The sequence below is a fragment of the Oryzisolibacter propanilivorax genome, from assembly GCF_900103645.1.
Taxonomy (GTDB): domain Bacteria; phylum Pseudomonadota; class Gammaproteobacteria; order Burkholderiales; family Burkholderiaceae_C; genus Melaminivora; species Melaminivora propanilivorax.
This window is the reverse complement of sequence record NZ_FNHP01000005.1, coordinates 103,578-119,830: the sequence shown is the minus strand read 5'-3', so window position 1 is coordinate 119,830 and position 16,253 is coordinate 103,578. Positions and strand designations below refer to the sequence as shown.

At 68.1% G+C, this 16,253-nt stretch carries 11 protein-coding genes and 1 pseudogene; 6 read left to right on the top strand and 6 right to left on the bottom strand.

From position 1 onward, the window contains the following. Nucleotides 1-3: 3 nt before the first annotated feature. Both BLQ61_RS09770 and BLQ61_RS09765 read left to right on the top strand, forming a co-directional pair. Nucleotides 4-399, top strand: a complete 396-nt coding sequence (locus tag BLQ61_RS09770) for a phage holin family protein (protein ID WP_091569361.1) — start codon at nt 4-6, stop codon at nt 397-399. A gap of 2 nt (nt 400-401) precedes the next feature. Continuing rightward, nucleotides 402-701, top strand: coding sequence for a hypothetical protein (locus BLQ61_RS09765; protein ID WP_091569358.1), 300 nt, complete (start codon nt 402-404; stop codon nt 699-701). A 67-nt stretch (nt 702-768) separates the two neighbouring features. Here BLQ61_RS09765 and BLQ61_RS09760 read toward each other — a convergent pair whose 3' ends face one another. Then, entirely contained in the window at nt 769-1,818 is a 1,050-nt protein-coding gene (locus tag BLQ61_RS09760; protein ID WP_091569355.1) for a quinone-dependent dihydroorotate dehydrogenase, read from the bottom strand. A gap of 36 nt (nt 1,819-1,854) precedes the next feature. On the opposite strand from BLQ61_RS09760, the gene rpiA reads away from it, so the two are divergent. Then, the gene (gene rpiA / locus BLQ61_RS09755; protein ID WP_091569352.1) at nt 1,855-2,547 is read left to right on the top strand and encodes a ribose-5-phosphate isomerase RpiA; all 693 of its coding nucleotides are present in this window, start codon (nt 1,855-1,857) and stop codon (nt 2,545-2,547) included. A gap of 45 nt (nt 2,548-2,592) precedes the next feature. Here rpiA and BLQ61_RS09750 read toward each other — a convergent pair whose 3' ends face one another. From BLQ61_RS09750 to BLQ61_RS09730, 5 genes and pseudogenes are all read right to left on the bottom strand, one after another. Next, a complete protein-coding gene (locus BLQ61_RS09750; protein ID WP_091569351.1) occupies nt 2,593-3,252 on the bottom strand; it encodes a glutaredoxin family protein in 660 nt (219 codons plus the stop codon). Between the two features lie 120 nt (nt 3,253-3,372). Further along, a complete protein-coding gene (locus BLQ61_RS09745; RefSeq protein ID WP_091569349.1) occupies nt 3,373-5,403 on the bottom strand; it encodes a M3 family metallopeptidase in 2,031 nt (676 codons plus the stop codon). A gap of 165 nt (nt 5,404-5,568) precedes the next feature. After that, nucleotides 5,569-6,414, bottom strand: coding sequence for a bifunctional methylenetetrahydrofolate dehydrogenase/methenyltetrahydrofolate cyclohydrolase FolD (gene folD, locus BLQ61_RS09740; protein WP_091569347.1), 846 nt, complete (start codon nt 6,412-6,414; stop codon nt 5,569-5,571). A 98-nt stretch (nt 6,415-6,512) separates the two neighbouring features. Then, nucleotides 6,513-7,139 (bottom strand): response regulator transcription factor, encoded by a 627-nt coding sequence (locus BLQ61_RS09735; protein ID WP_091569344.1) that lies wholly within the window; start codon nt 7,137-7,139, stop codon nt 6,513-6,515. After that, nucleotides 7,136-9,686: pseudogene (locus BLQ61_RS09730) on the bottom strand (PAS domain S-box protein). Before BLQ61_RS09730 ends, BLQ61_RS09735 begins: the two are co-directional and overlap by 4 nt. Before the next feature lie 173 nt (nt 9,687-9,859). Between BLQ61_RS09730 and aceE the strand changes: the two are divergent. Genes aceE through lpdA form a run of 3 tightly spaced genes read left to right on the top strand, consistent with a single transcriptional unit; the run spans nt 9,860 to nt 16,159 of the window. After that, entirely contained in the window at nt 9,860-12,565 is a 2,706-nt protein-coding gene (gene aceE, locus BLQ61_RS09725) for a pyruvate dehydrogenase (acetyl-transferring), homodimeric type (RefSeq protein WP_091569339.1), read from the top strand. A 19-nt stretch (nt 12,566-12,584) separates the two neighbouring features. Then, the gene (gene aceF / locus BLQ61_RS09720) at nt 12,585-14,291 is read left to right on the top strand and encodes a dihydrolipoyllysine-residue acetyltransferase (RefSeq protein WP_091569336.1); all 1,707 of its coding nucleotides are present in this window, start codon (nt 12,585-12,587) and stop codon (nt 14,289-14,291) included. A 17-nt stretch (nt 14,292-14,308) separates the two neighbouring features. Beyond that, nucleotides 14,309-16,159 (top strand): dihydrolipoyl dehydrogenase, encoded by a 1,851-nt coding sequence (gene lpdA, locus BLQ61_RS09715; protein WP_091569845.1) that lies wholly within the window; start codon nt 14,309-14,311, stop codon nt 16,157-16,159. Nucleotides 16,160-16,253: the final 94 nt, after the last annotated feature.

Genomic DNA, 16,253 nt, shown 5'->3' with positions numbered 1-16,253 from the left:
CGCATGAATTGGTTATCACTGCTGGGCCTGGAGGGCTGGGTGGCGCGCTGGCGCGCCGCCGCCATCGAAGGCGCGATTGCCGCGGAGGACCGCATCACCCTGGCCCGCATGGAGCTGGACGACCTGAAGCGCCGCGCGGTGCAGATGGTGGTCATGGTCATCCTGTTCGGTGCGCTGGCGGTGCTGGCCCTGATGCTGCTGTCGCTGGCAGTGCTGGTGCAGTTCTGGGACTCGCCGCAGCGTGCGCTGGTGGCATGGCTGCTGGCCGGCGGCTGGCTGGTGGCGTGCGGGGCGGTGCTATTTGCCATCGTCTCGCTGGCGCACCGGCTGGGCAATGCTTTCGCCTTCACACGCCGTGAGCTGGGCAACGACTGGAAACTCATCAAGGAAAAGCTGTAGCCATGAGCACCAAACCCCTGCCCACCCCCAGTCCCGAGCAGCAGCAGGTGCTGGACCGCATTCTGGTGCAGCGCGAGCGCCTGCGGGCGCGCCGCGAGGCCTATCGCCAGACCCGGGCCATTGTGCAGGCCCGTGCCGGCATCGATCCCGATGCAGCGTTGCCCGCAAAGCTGCTGGCATTTGCCCGGCTGCATCCAGTGGCCGTGGCGGCCGTTGCCGGCGTGGCCATGATGGCCGGACCGGGCCGGCTGTTCCGCTTGGCGCGCGTGCTGCTGCCTTTGGCGGCGCGCCTGCGCCGCTGACCTGGGCCGCTTTCTTTGCACTCCAGGGCCGCGTATGCGGCCCTGCTTAGTTGTAGGCCGTGTAGCGTCAGCGCAATGCCTTGAGCGTGCGCGCCGCCTGTGCCACCAGTGCCGGGCCCTGGTAGATCAGGCCAGTATAGATCTGCACCACGTCGGCGCCGGCACGCACCTTGTCCACAGCGTCCTGGGCGCTCAGGATGCCGCCCACGCCGATGATCGGAAACTGCGGCCCCAGAGCGGCGCGCAGCTGGCGGATGACGGCGTTGCTGCGCTCGCGCACCGGGGCACCGCTCAGGCCGCCGGTCTCGCCGGCATGCTTCAGGCCCTGCACGGCGTCGCGCGCGATGGTGGTGTTGGTGGCGATGACACCGTCCATGCCGTGGCGCAGCAGCGTCGTGGCGATCACCGCCACCTGCGCTTCGTCCAGGTCCGGGGCGATCTTCACGAACACCGGCACGCGCCGGCCTTGCGCCGTCGCCAGACGCTCGCGCTCGCTGGCGATGGCGCCCAGCAGGCCGTCCAGCGCCGTGTCGCTTTGCAGCGCGCGCAGGTTCTGCGTGTTGGGCGAGCTGATGTTCACCGTGACGTAGTCCGCGTGCGGATAGACGCCGGCCAGGCAGATCAGGTAGTCGCGCGTGGCCTCCTCGATCGGCGTGGTAGCGTTCTTGCCGATGTTCAGGCCCAGCAGCAGCGAGGCGCGGCCTTGCGTGCGCACGTGCGAGCGCTGCACGTTGGCGACGAAAGCCTCCAGCCCCTCGTTGTTGAAGCCCAGGCGGTTGATCAGCGCCTGCGCCTCGGGCAGCCGGAACATGCGCGGCTTCGGGTTGCCCGGCTGCCCCTTTGGCGTGACGGTGCCGACCTCGACGAAACCGAAGCCCATGGCTGCCAGCGCGTCGATGCAGCGTGCGTTCTTGTCCAGGCCTGCCGCCAACCCCACGCGGTTCGGGAAGGTGAGCCCGGCCAGCTGCACTGGATCGTGCACCGTCTCCTGGCGCCAGGCGTGCTGCAGCGGTGAACCCTGGGCGCGCGCCAGCGCCCCCAGGGTCAGCTCGTGGGCGATTTCGGGGTCGAGTTGGAACAGCAGGGGGCGCGCCAGCGCGTAGGGCAGGAGGGACATGGGGATAATTCGGTGGATCACTGACGATTGTCCCCCATGACCACCTCTGACTCACCCCTCACCCAGGACGCCTTGAAAACCCTCGTCGGCCAAGCCGCGCTGCATTACGTGGAGCCCGGCTCCATCGTCGGCGTCGGCACCGGCTCGACGGTCAACAAGTTCATCGATGCGCTCGCCGGCATCAAGGACCGCATCCGCGGCGCCGTCTCCAGCTCCGAGGCCAGCACGCAGCGCCTGCGCGCGCTGGGCATCGAGGTGCTGGACGCGGCCGAGGTGCCGTCGCTGCCGGTGTACATCGATGGCGCCGACGAGATCGACGCGCATGGCTACATGGTCAAGGGCGGCGGTGCGGCGCTGACGCGCGAGAAGATCGTCGCCGCGCTGGCCGAGCGCTTCGTGTGCATCGTGGACGAGTCCAAGCAGGTGGCGACGCTGGGTCGCTTTCCGCTGCCGGTGGAAGTCATTCCCATGGCCGCCGCGCAGATCAGCCGCCGCTTCGCGCAACTGGGGGGCACGGCGCGCCTGCGCCTGGCGGGCGACCAGCCGCTGGTCACCGACAACGGCCAGCGCATCCTGGATGTGACCGGCCTGGCCATCTCCGAGCCGCTGGCATTCGAGAGCCAGGTGAACCAGTGGCCGGGCGTGGTCACCGTCGGCGTGTTCGCGCACCAGAAGGCCAGCGTGTGCCTGCTGGGCACGGCGCAAGGCGTGCAGACGATTGCGTACTGACCCGCGCGCGCTGGCGCTGGCGCGTGCCGGCAGCGCCGCGCGGCCTTAAAAAATAATGCCTGCCGGGTTGGCCGGCGTGCGCGGGGTGGCCGGGCGGCTGTCGGCCGGTGCCGGCTGCACCGCCGCTGGCGCCGTGGCGGGGGGCACCGGCCGGGCGACACTGGCGACCAGCGGTGTGGCCGGCGCGCGGCGGTAGTTGGCCGGCAGCTGCGACTGCTTCGGATAGCCGGCCGCGTCCAGGTACTGCGTCCATTCCACGTCGGAAAAGCCCTTGAGCTGCTGCGTGCCGATGGTCGCGAACGGCAGGCTGGCCTCGCCCGCCAGACGCTTCAGGGCGTCGATGTCCTCGGCGGTGTTCACCGTGCGCTCGGCGAACGGCACGCCGCGCTGCATCAGCAGCGCCCGCGCGCTGGCGCAGGGGGTGCAGTCGTTGCCGGTATACAGCGTGACCGGATAGCGCGCGACCACCTGGCGCAGCACGTAGGGCAGCTCCTGCGTGGCGACGCCGGCGCCAGCGCGCAGGGATGGGCTGGCCTGCTGCTCGGCACTGCCGGGGTCAGGTGCGCGATCGGAAAAGGTCACCTTGCCATCCGGGCCGACGATGCGATAGACCTGCTGCGCCTGGGCCGCTGCCGGCGCCAGCGACGCGGCCAGGCAGCCGATCAGGGCGGCGCTGGCGGCGATGGTTCGGGGCACGATGTGCATGCGGATCCTCCTGCGGCGCTGCGATTTCCTGTCAAAAATAATAGCGCAAGGCCTTCAATCTATCAGGGCTGGAGGCCGAAATGGCCCCAAATCCCTGATGACTGCACCACGCTGCCGTCCTCAGGCCATGCCTTGGTGGCGCAGCAGCGCGTCGATGCTGGGCTCGCGGCCGCGGAAGGCCTTGAACGATTCCATCGCCGGTCGGCTGCCGCCGGCCTCCAGGATCGCCTGGCGGTAGCGCCGGCCGGTCTCCACACTGGGCTGGCCGTCGTCGCCTGCAGTTTCCTCGAACGCCGCGTAGGCGTCGGCGGACAGCACCTCGGCCCACTTGTAGCTGTAGTAGCCCGCTGCGTAGCCGCCAGCGAAGATGTGGCTGAAGGTATGCGCGCTGCGGCTGAAGGCGGGCGGCTGCAGCACGGCGATTTCCTCGCGCACCGCCTGCAGCAGCATCGGCAGCTGCTCGGCCGGCTGTGCGTCAGTGTGCAGCAGCATGTCGAACAGCGCGAACTCGACTTGGCGCAGCGTTTGCATGCCAGCCTGGAAGTTGCGTGCCTCCAGCATCTTGTCGTACAGCGCGCGTGGCAACGGCTCGCCGCTGTCCACGTGCGCCGTCATGTGGCGCAGCACGCCCCATTCCCAGCAGAAGTTCTCCATGAACTGGCTCGGCAGCTCGACCGCGTCCCACTCAACGCCGCCGATGCCCGACACGTCGCGCTCGGACACCTGCGTCAGCAGGTGGTGCAGGCCGTGGCCGAACTCGTGGAACAGGGTGATCACGTCATCGTGCGTCAGCAGCGGCGGCTTGCCCTTGACGCCGCTGGCGAAGTTGCATACCAGGTAAGCGATGGGTGTCTGCAGCTGCCCGGTGTCCGGGCGCAGCCAGCGCGTGAGCGCGTCGTCCATCCAGGCACCGCCGCGCTTGCCGGCACGTGCCGGCATGTCCAGGTAGAACTGGCCGATCAGTTGGCCGCCACGCTCCAGCCGGTAGAACTCGACTGCCGGGTTCCACACCGGCGCCTGGTCGCGGCGGATCTCCACCTCGAACAGCGTTTCGACGATCTTGAACAGGCCGGCCAGCACCTTCGGGGCGGTGAAGTATTCCTTCACCTCCTGCTCACTGAAGGCGTAACGCGCCTCCTTCAGACGCTCGGAGATGAACGGCCAATCCCACGGCTGCGGGTCGGCCAGCTGCAGGTGTTCCGCGGCAAAGGCGCGCAGGTCGGCGACGTCCTGCTCGGCGTAGGGGCGGGCGCGCCGCGCCAGGTCGCGCAGGAAGTCGATGACCTGCTGCGGCGAGTCGGCCATCTTCGGCACCAGCGAGACCTCGCCGAAGCTGGCATAGCCCAGCAGGCGCGCTTCCTCCTGGCGCAGCTGCAGGATCTCGGCCATCACCGCGCTGTTGTCGAAGCGCGTGGCGTCGCCATCGGCCTGGTCCGAGGCGCGGGTGACGTAGGCACGGTACAGCCGCTCGCGCAGCGCGCGGTTGACAGCGAACTGCATCACCGGCAGGTAGCACGGCATTTTCAGCGTGAATTTGTAGCCGTTCTGGCCCTCGGCCTGCGCAGCAGCGCGCGCGGCCTGCACCACGTCCGCCGGAAGGCCTTCCAGCTCGTCCTCGCGGGCGTAGTAGGCGAAGGCATCGGTCGCATCCAGCGCGTTCTCGCTGAATTTCTGCGCCAGCTCGGCCATGCGCTCCTGGATGGCGGCGAAGCGCTCCTTGTCGGCCCCCTGCAGCTCGGCGCCCGAGAGCACGAAGTTGCGCATGGCGTTGGCGTGGGCGCGCTGCTGCTCGGCGTTCAACGTGGCCGGGTCGATGGCCTTGTACTTGGCGTACAGCTGCTCGCTGGCGCCCAGGCGCGTCCAGAACTCGGTCACGCGCGGCAGCGCCTCGTTGTAGGCGGCGCGTAGCTCGGGCGTGTCGGCCACGCTGGACAGGTGGCTGACGGCGCCCCAGGAGCGTCCCAGCTCCTCAGTGGCCACGTCCAGCACGCGAGCGATGGCGTTCCAGTCAGCGGGGAAGTCGGGCGCGGTGACGGTGGCCAGCGCGCCCTCGGCCCGGCGCAGCAGTTCATCGACGGCCGGCGCCACGTCGGCGGGAGTGATGCGGTCGAACGGAATGTGGCCGGAGAAGTCGAGGAGGGGATTGCTCATGCGGTGATAGATAGCGTCAAGGCAGGGGGGTTCAAGCGGCGCACGGCGTGCGTGCCAGCAGGCGCCGTGGAGCTGGCTTCGCCAGGCCACGGGCGCCGTCCTCCTTCCCAGCGCGCAGCGCGCCAGAGAAGGGGGAAGCCGCGCCAGCGGCTCAAGGGATGCTTCCTATTTTTCGGCGGCCTCCAGCGTGTTGACCAGCAGCATGGTGATGGTCATGGGGCCAACGCCGCCCGGCACCGGGGTGATCCAGCCGGCGACCTCGCGCACGCCGGCGAAGTCCACGTCGCCGCACAGCTTGCCCTCGTCGTTGCGGTTCATGCCCACATCGATGACCACGGCGCCGGGCTTGACCATGTCGGCGGTCAGCACGTCGCGCTTGCCCACGGCGGCGACGACGATGTCGGCCTGGCGCGTCATGGCGCCCAGGTCCGCCGTGGCGCTGTGGCAGACGGTGACCGTGGCGTTGGCGGCCAGCAGCATCAGCGCCATCGGTTTGCCGACGATGTTGGAGCGGCCGATCACCACGGCGTGCTTGCCGCGCAGGTCCTGCAGGCCGATGGATTCAAGCATCTTCATGCAGCCGTAGGGCGTGCAGGCCTTGAAGCCGGTCTCGCCCACCAGCAGCGCGCCGGCGCTGGCGACGTGGAAGCCGTCGACGTCCTTGGCCGGCGAGATGGCCTCGATCACCTTGTGGTCGTCGATGTGCGCGGGCAGCGGCAGCTGCACCAGGATGCCATGGATGGCCGGGTCGGCATTCAGCGCCTCGATGCGCGCCAGCAGCTCGGCCTCGGTCAGCGTGGCGTCGTATTTTTCCAGCACCGAGTGGAAGCCCACGTCCTCGCAGGCCAGCACCTTATTGCGCACATAGACCTGGCTGGCGGGGTTGTCGCCGACCAGCACCACCGCCAGTCCAGGGGTGATGCCGCGCGCCTTCAGGGCCGTGGTGCGTTCGCGCACTTCGCCGCGCAGTTGGCGCGACAGAGCGTTGCCATCGATGAGTTGGGCTGTCATGGAAAAAACTCGCGCAAAAGGAGGATTGCAAATGAAAAAGCTGCCTCGCCCTTATCTTGTATGGGCAGGCAGCTATCAAAAAAGGAGCTATTCGAGGCTCAGAGCTTGGACGGGCTGGGTGCCAGGGCGATCTTCAGCAGGTCGGCCACGGTATTGGCCCCCAGTTTTTCCATGATGTTGGCGCGGTGCGCCTCGACGGTCTTGATGCTGATGCCCAGGTCGTCGGCGATCTGCTTGTTCAGCCGGCCGGCGACGATGCGCTCGAGCACCTGCGCCTCGCGACTGGTCAGTTTGGACAGCAGCGCGTCGCGGCTGGCGGCCTGCTGGTGGTCGGCGAAGGCTTCGCGCGCATGGTCCAGCATGCGCTCGACCAGCTCCAGCAGCTCGTCCTCGTTGAAGGGCTTCTGAATGAAGTCCAGCGCGCCCTTCTTCATGGTGTTCACGGCCATGGGCACGTCGCCGTGGCCGGTGATGAAGACAATGGGCAGCGGCGACTTGCGCTCGACCAGGCGGTCCTGCAGCTCCAGTCCGGTCATGCCGCCCATGCGGATGTCGACGATCAGGCAAGCGATCTCGCGCGGGTCGTAGCGCGACAGGAACGATTCGGCCGAATCGAAGCAGCGCACCCGGTAGTCCTTGCCTTCCAGCAGCCACTGCAGCGAATCGCGAACGGCCTCGTCGTCGTCGACGACGTAGACGGTGCCCTTCTTGGGGGTCAAGCTCATGCGGAAAAATCCTTCGGCGCTTGTGCAGTTGCTACACAAACGATAGTGACAGAAGCGCTAGGCCAAAGGCAGCCAGAAGGAGAACCGGCAACCCGTGACCTCCGAACCATTGTAGAGGTTCTCGGCGTGCATCCGGCCCTGATGCGACTCGACGATGCTGCGGCACAGGTTCAGGCCGATGCCCATGCCCTCGCTCTTGGTCGAGTAGAACGCCTCGAACAGGTGCGCCAGCACCTCGGGCGCGAGTCCGCGGCCGGTGTCCTGCACGCTGAAGCCGATGCCGTCCTGGCCTTCCTCCTGGCGCGGCACCACGCGCAGCTCGACACTGCGCTGCGCTGGCGGGCGCTGGGCGTTGGCGATGGACTCGGCGCCATTCTTCATCAGGTTGATCAGCACCTGCTCGATCAGGATGGTGTCGGCCATGACCTGCGGCAGCCGCGCGGCGACGTAGTGGCTCAGCCGCACGTTGTGCCGGCGCAGCTCGATGCCCGCCAACTCGACGGCCTCGGCCACCATGTGCTCGACATCGGCCAGCTGGCGGTTGGGCTCGCTTTTCTTCACGAAAGCGCGGATGCGCTGGATGATCTGGCCAGCGCGCTGCGCCTGGTGCGCGGTCTTTTGCAACGCGGTCAGCAGCGCCTCCTCGGCGATCTGGCCGCGCTCGATGCGCGAGATCATGCCGCTGCAGTAGTTGCTGATGGCGGTGAGCGGCTGGTTCAGCTCGTGCGCCACGCTGGAGGCCATCTCGCCCATGGTGATCAGCCGGCTCACCGACTGCGCGCGCTCGGCCTGGCGCGCTGCCTGTTCCTCGGCCAGGCGACGCGGCGTGATGTCGGTGGCGATCACCATCTGTGCCAGGCGCCCGTCGACCCAGTTCAGGTAGCGCGAGCGTACCTCCAGCCACTTGTTCAGCGACGGCACGTAGATCTCGGCGTTGTTGCTGCGCACGCTGGTCAGCGGGTCGGTGGGCAGACCCATCAGCCCGTCCTCGCCTTCCTCGCTGGCCACGCCGCGATCGGCCGGCAGTACGCCGGCCTGCGCCACCAGCTGCAGGTGGCCGCCGGTCTGCGAGCCGAACCACTGGCGGTACAGCCGGTTGGCGAATAGCAGCTCCTCGCTGCCCAGCGGCGCCACCGACACCGAGGCGTCCAGCGCCTCGAGCACGATGGTGAAGCGCTCGTGCGAGGCGGTGAGCTGCTCGCGCACCCGGTTCGGCTCGGTGATGTCGGTCATCGACGTCATCCAGCCGGTCTGCTGACCGCGCGCGTCGATCAGCGGCGAGACGTACAGTCGCGCGTCGAACATGCCGCCGCCCTTGCGCTGCACGCGCACCTGGAAGCCGCCGGAGACGGTCCGGCCGGACAGCTCCTCGAACAGCTTGGCGCGCAGGGTTTCGAATTCGCCTTCGGGCCAGTAGGGATAGGGCGGCAGCTTGCCGACCAGGTCGGCCTCGCTCCAGCCGGTCATCTGGCAGAACGCAGCGTTCACATAGGTGATGCGGCCCTCCATGTCGAGCGCGCGCATGCCGGTGAGTACCGAGTTTTCCATCGCCCGGCGGAAGTTGGTCTCGGCCACCAGCGCCTGCTGCGCCTGCACGCGCCGGCGCGTGTGCCGCCAGGTGGCGATGAGCAGCCAGGCGGTGAGCACGCTGAGCGTGCCGACCATCCAGAACAGCCCGCTGCCAACCACGCCCAGCGACGTGCGGTACGCCTGTGCGCGCAGCACCAGCCCGTTGCCCACTGGCGCCACCGGCACCTGGTAGGCATTTGCCTTGCCGCCCATCCAGGGCAGCAGCTCGCTGTTGCGCGGCGCCAGCGGCGTGCCGGCGAGCACGTGGTGGCTGGCGTCCAGCAGGGTCACGGCGTAGCGCGCCAGCACCTCGGTCGGCAGGCCATAGCGCAGCAGGCTGTCGATGGAGTATTCGGCCAGCACCACGCCGTCGAACTGGCGCTCGGGCGCCAGCGGCACTTGCAGCTGCAGCAGCGGCATGGCGTCGCCGGAGGCCACGGCGGGCTGTGAATACACCGGCTGCAGGGTGTCGCGCGCGAGGCTGAACAGGTCGGCCGTCTCGCCCTTGCGCAGCACCTCGCCATTCACGCGGATCTGGCTGCTGGTGACGGTGGGCGCGGCATGTGTGGCACGCACGCGACGGCTGGCATCGATCCAGGTCAGTGCGTGCAGTTCAGGGTATTGGCTGATCAGCGCCTCGGCACGGGCCACAAAGTCACTGCGCGCCAACTCATCGTTGGACAGGTCGCGCGCCAGGCGCATGACCTGTTCCTGGCGCTCCAGCAGCCGCAGGCGCAGGCGCTGCTGGGCGTATTCCACGTCGCGGCGCAGGGCTTCCTTCTCGCGCTCGACCTCCTCGGTGCGCAGATACCAGAAAGACACCACGATGGCGGTGAGGAACAGGAACACCGCCACCAACGGCGCCAGCGCCGCGAAACGGTCCTGGCGCGTGGGCGACAGGCTGCTCCACCAGGAGCGCCACCAGCGCAGCGGCTGGCGAGCGGCAGAAAGGGGCAGGTCAGGGGCCGGCGTGGTCATGGACGCGGAGTTTATCTACGCACGGCCGTGCGATTTCATGAGAAGAAATAATGTGCGATTGCAACAAAATATCATAATAAGAAATCACAAAGCGCCATTTGAAATGCACCCAATTTATGCGAAACTTGCGTCAATATCACCCCCAAGCGCCACCAATCTAAAGGAGACAGGGCATGTCTGACCCCACCAAGAACCTGGTACCGGTAGATGCCGACCAGCAGGAAACCCGTGAATGGCTGGACGCCTTGTCCGCCGTCATCGACCGGGAGGGCGCCGAGCGCGCGCACTTCCTGATCGAGCAGATGCTGGAGCACGCGCGCCAGAACAGCATCGACCTGCCGTTCTCGGCCACCACCGGCTATGTGAACACCATCGAGCCCGAGCAGGAAGTGCGCTGCCCCGGCAACATCGCGATCGAAAAGCGCCTGCGCGCCTTCATGCGCTGGAATGCCATGGCGATGGTGGTGCGTGCCAACCGCCTGCACCCGCACGATGGCGGTGACCTGGGCGGGCACATCGGCTCGTTCGCCTCGCTGGCGTCCATGTGGGGCGCCGGCTTCAACCATTTCTGGCACGCCGAGAGCGAAGACCACGGCGGCGACTGCATCTACTTCCAGGGCCACAGCGCGCCTGGCATCTACGCCCGCGCCTACCTGGAAGGCCGCATCAGCGAAGACCAACTGGAGAACTTCCGCCAAGAAGTGGACGGCAAGGGCCTGTCCAGCTACCCGCACCCCAAGCTGATGCCCGGCTTCTGGCAGTTCCCGACGGTGTCCATGGGCCTGGGCCCGATGATGGCCATCTACCAGGCACGCTTCCTGAAGTACCTGCATGCGCGCGGCATCGCCAACACCGAGAATCGCAAGGTCTGGGTGTTCCTGGGCGACGGCGAGATGGACGAGCCGGAAAGCAAGGGCGCAATCAGCCTGGCGGCGCGCGAGAACCTGGACAACCTGATCTTCGTCATCAACTGCAACCTGCAGCGCCTGGACGGCCCGGTGCGCGGCAACGGCAAGATCATCCAGGAGCTGGAAGGCGACTTCCGCGGTGCCGGCTGGCACGTCATCAAGCTGCTGTGGGGCAAGGGCTGGGACGAGCTGCTGCGCCGCGACACCAGCGGCAAGCTCAAGCAGCTGATGATGGAGACGCTGGACGGCGACTACCAGACCTACCGCGCCATGGACGGCGCCTACCTGCGCAAGCACTTCTTCGGCCGCTACCCAGAGACGGCAAAACTCGTCGAGCACATGACCGACGACGAGCTGTGGGAGCTGCGCCGCGGCGGCCATGACCCCGAGAAGGTCTACGCCGCGTTCCACGCCGCCAACTCGCACCAGGGCCAGCCGACGCTGCTGCTGGTCAAGACCGTCAAGGGCTACGGGATGGGCAAGGCCGGCGAGGCCAAGAACACCGTGCACCAGACCAAGAAGCTGGCCGATGAGGACATCCGCTACATCCGCGACCGCTTCAACATCCCGATCCCCGACAGCCAGCTCGACGAGCTGCCCTACTACAAGCCGGCCGACGACACGCCGGAGATGACGTACCTGCACGAGCGTCGCAAGGCCCTGGGCGGCTACCTGCCGAAGCGCCGCGAGAAGGCCGACGAGAGCTTCACCGTGCCGTCGCTGGAGACCTTCAAGGCGGTGCTGGAGCCCACGGCCGAGGGCCGCGAGATCAGCACCACCCAGGCCTACGTGCGCTTCCTGACGCAGCTGCTGCGCGACAAGGCGCTGGGCCCGCGCGTGGTTCCCATCCTGGTGGACGAGGCCCGCACCTTCGGCATGGAAGGCATGTTCCGCCAGGTCGGCATCTACAACCCGCTGGGCCAGCAGTACACCCCGGTCGACCGTGACCAGGTCATGTACTACAAGGAAGACAAGGCCGGCCAGATCCTGCAGGAAGGCATCAACGAGGCCGGCGGCATCTGCTCATGGATCGCCGCGGCCACGTCGTACTCGACGAACAACCGGATCATGATCCCGTTCTTCGTCTACTACTCGATGTTCGGCTTCCAGCGCTTCGGCGACTTCGCCTGGGCCGCCGGCGACATGCAGGCGCGGGGCTTCATCCTGGGCGGCACCTCGGGCCGCACCACGTTGAACGGCGAAGGCCTGCAGCACGAGGACGGCCACAGCCAGATCCTGGCCAACACCATCCCCAACTGCGTCAGCTACGACCCGACCTTCGCGCACGAAGTCGGCGTGATCATGCAGAAGGGCCTCAAGCGCATGGTCGAGCGCCAGGAGAACGTCTACTACTACATTACGCTGCTCAACGAGAACTACGCCATGCCCGGCCTGCAGCCCGGCACGGAAGAGCAGATCCTCAAGGGCATGTACCTGTGCAGCCAGGCGCCTGCACTGGCCGCGGGCGCGCCCACGGTGCAGCTGCTGGGCAGCGGCTCCATCCTGCGCGAGTCGCTGGCCGCGCAGAAGCTGCTGGCAGACGACTGGGGCGTGGCCGCCGGCGTGTGGAGCTGCCCGAGCTTCAACGAACTGACGCGCGACGGCCAGGACGCCCAGCGCTGGAACCTGCTGCACCCGACCGAGGCGCCGCGCGTGCCGTTCGTGACCGAGCAGCTGTCGCGCTCGGAAGGGCCAGTGGTGGCGTCGACCGACTACATGAAGGCCTTCGCCGAGCAGATCCGCCCGTTCATCCCGCAGGGCCGCGCCTACCACGTGCTGGGCACCGACGGCTTCGGCCGCTCGGACTTCCGCTACAAGCTGCGCGAGCACTTCGAGATCAATCGCCACTACATCGTGCTGGCGGCCCTGAAGGGCCTGGCCGACGAGGGCAAGCTGCCCGCGTCCAAGGCCGCCGAGGCGATTGCCAAGTACGGCATCAAGACCGACAAGATCAACCCGCTGTACGCCTGACACATACCGGAGACACACAATGGCATTGGTAGACATCAAGGTCCCGGACATCGGGGACTTCGACGAAGTCGGCGTGATCGAGCTGCTGGTCGCCCCCGGCGACAAGGTGCGCGTCGAGCAGTCGCTCATCACCGTCGAATCGGACAAGGCCTCCATGGAGATCCCGTCCGACCAGGCGGGCACCATCAAGGAGCTGAAGGTGCAGCTGGGCGACAAGGTCAAGCAGGGCACGGTGATCGCCGTGCTCGAGACCGAAGGCGCTGCTGCTTCGGAGGCAAAACCGGCCCCGGCCCCCACCGCGCAAGCGCCTGCTGCTCCTGAAAAGGAAGCATCCCCGGCGCCCGCGGCGGCCCAGGCGCCGGCTCCTGCCGCCGCCCCGGCCGCCGCCGAGATGATCGAGGTGCGCGTGCCCGACATCGGCGACTTCGCCGACGTGGCCGTCATCGAGATGCTGGTCGCCGTCGGCGCCACGGTGACGCTGGAGCAGTCGCTGATCACCGTCGAGTCCGACAAGGCCTCGATGGAGATTCCGTCGTCGGCCGAGGGCGTGGTCAAGGAAATCCGCGTGGCCATCGGCGACAAGCTGAACAAGGGTGACCTGGTCGCCATCGTGGAAGGCCAGCGCGAGCGCAGCGCCGCCCCGGCGGCGCAGGTGCAGTCGCCGCAGGTCTCGCCGCCGGCTGCGGCCGCCGCGCCCCAGGCCGCGACCGCTGCCGCACCGGTGGCTGCGCCCGCATCGGCACCGGCCGCACAGCCCGCGCACCAGCCGGGCACGCCCGCGCCGGGCCTGCCGCACGCCAGCCCGTCGGTGCGCAAGTTCGCCCGCGAGCTGGGCGTGCCGCTGGCCGAGGTCAAGGGCTCCGGTCCCAAGGGCCGTATCACGCAGGAGGACATCCAGTCCTTCACCCGCTCGGTCATGTCCGGCAGCGTGCAGACGCAGGCCCAGGCCGCCAGCGCGCCCAAGGGCGCGGCCGGCGGTGGTGCAGGCCTCGACCTGCTGCCCTGGCCGAAGGTGGATTTCGCCAAGTTCGGCCCCGTGGAGCGCAAGGACCTGTCGCGCATCAAGAAGCTCAGCGGCGCCAACCTGTCGCGCAACTGGGTCATGATCCCGCACGTCACCAACAACGACGAGGCGGATATCACCGAGCTGGAAGCCTTCCGCGTGCAGACCAACAAGGAAGGCGAGAAGGCCAAGAGCGCGGTCAAGGTGACCATGCTGGCCTTCGTCATCAAGGCCGTGGTCGCGGCGCTGAAGAAGTACCCCGAGTTCAACGCCTCGCTGGACGGCGACGCGCTGGTCTACAAGCAGTACTTCCACATCGGCTTCGCCGCCGACACGCCCAACGGGCTGGTCGTGCCGGTACTGAAAGACGCCGACAAGAAGGGCATCCTGCAAATCAGCGAGGAAATGGGCGAGCTGGCCAAGAAGGCACGCGACGGCAAGCTGAGCGGCGCCGACATGCAGGGCGGCTGCTTCACCATCTCGTCGCTGGGCGGCATCGGTGGCACCCATTTCACGCCGATCATCAACGCGCCGGAAGTCGCCATCCTGGGCCTGTCCCGGGGCGCGATGAAGCCGGTGTGGGACGGCAAGCAGTTCGTGCCGCGCCTGATGCTGCCGCTGTCGCTGTCGTACGACCACCGCGTGATCGACGGCGCCGCTGCCGCGCGCTTCAACGCATTCCTGGGTCAGGTGCTGGCGGACTACCGCCGCATCGTGCTGTGAACGGCAAGGAGCAGAACATGGCAGTGATCGACATCCAGGTGCCCGACATCGGCGACTTCGACGAAGTGGCCGTCATCGAGGTGCTGGTGCAACCCGGCGACCGCATCGAGACCGAGCAGAGTCTGGTGACGGTGGAGTCCGACAAGGCCTCCATGGAGATTCCCTCCAGCCACGCCGGCGTGGTCAAGGAGCTCAAGGTCAAGCTTGGCGACAAGGTCAAGCAGGGCAGCGTGCTGCTTGCGCTGGAGGCGGCCGAAGGCGCTGCAGCACCGGCGCCCGCGCCGGCTGCTGCTGCTGCACCGGCCGCGTCCGCTGCGCCCGCCGCGGCACCTACGCCAGCGCCGGCGCCCGCCAGCGCCGCGCCCGCGCCGCAGGCGTCCAGCTACGCCGGCAGCGCCGACGTGCAGTGCGACGTGCTGGTGCTGGGCGGCGGCCCGGGTGGCTACTCGGCCGCGTTCCGCGCCGCCGACCTGGGCCTCAAGGTGGTGCTGGTCGAGCGCTACGCGACGCTCGGCGGCGTGTGCCTGAACGTGGGCTGCATCCCGTCCAAGGCGCTCTTGCACGTCGCGGCCGTGATGGACGAGGTGGACCACCTCAAGGCCGCCGGCATCGACTTCGGCGCGCCGCAGGTCAACTTGGACACCCTGCGCGGCCACAAGGACAAGGTCATCTCCAAGTTGACCGGTGGCTTGGCGCAGATGGCCAAGATGCGCAAGGTGACGGTGCTGCGCGGCGTCGGCCAGTTCGTCGGCAGCCACCACCTGCAGGTCGAGGCGACCGAGGGTAGCGGCCAGCAGACCAACGGCCAGCGCCAGGTGGTGCAGTTCCAGCGCGCCATCATCGCCGCCGGCAGCCAGGCCGTGCGCCTGCCGTTCCTGCCCGACGACCCGCGCATCGTGGACTCCACCGGCGCCCTGGCGCTGAAGGAGGTGCCGAAGCGCATGCTGATCGTCGGCGGCGGCATCATCGGCCTGGAGATGGGCACGGTGTACTCCACGCTGGGCGCACGCCTGGACGTGGTGGAGATGCTCGACGGCCTGATGCAGGGCGCCGACCGCGATCTGGTCAAGGTCTGGCAGAAGATGAACCAGCACCGCTTCGACAACATCATGTTGAAGACCAAGACGGTGGGGGCCGAAGCCACGGCCGAAGGCATCAAGGTGCGCTTCGAGGGCCTGGACGGCACGCAGTCCGAAGGTGTGTATGACCTGGTGCTGCAGGCCGTGGGCCGCACGCCCAACGGCAAGAAGCTCGGTGCCGAGGCGGCCGGCGTGGCTGTCGGCGAGCGCGGTTTCATCGACGTGGACGTGCAGATGCGCACCAACGTGCCGCACATCTTCGCCATCGGCGACATCGTCGGCCAGCCCATGCTGGCGCACAAGGCGGTGCACGAGGCGCACGTGGCGGCCGAGGTCATCGCCGGCGAGCTGCAGGGCAACGACCAGCTGGCCAAGGCGGTGTTCGACGCGCGGGTGATCCCCAGCGTCGCCTACACCGACCCGGAAGTGGCCTGGGTGGGCCTGACCGAGGACCAGGCCAAGGCGCAGGGCATCAAGGTTAAGAAGGGCCTTTTCCCCTGGGCGGCTTCGGGCCGGGCGATTGCCAACGGCCGCGACGAAGGCTTCACCAAGCTGCTGTTCGACGATTCGCCCGAGGCGCACGGCCACGGCCGCATCCTGGGCGGCGGCATCGTCGGCACGCACGCCGGCGACATGATCGGCGAGATCGCCCTGGCCATCGAGATGGGCGCGGACAGCGTGGACATCGGCAAGACCATCCACCCGCACCCGACGCTGGGCGAGAGTATCGGCATGGCCGCCGAGGTGGCGCACGGCTCGTGCACGGACGTGCCGCCGCAGAAGAAGTAACCTGCTTCGCCATCCCTGAACAAAGGCAGCCATCCGGCTGCCTTTGTTGTTGGGGACAGCGCCATGCACTGCCCCTGCGGCCGTGCCGTGCGGG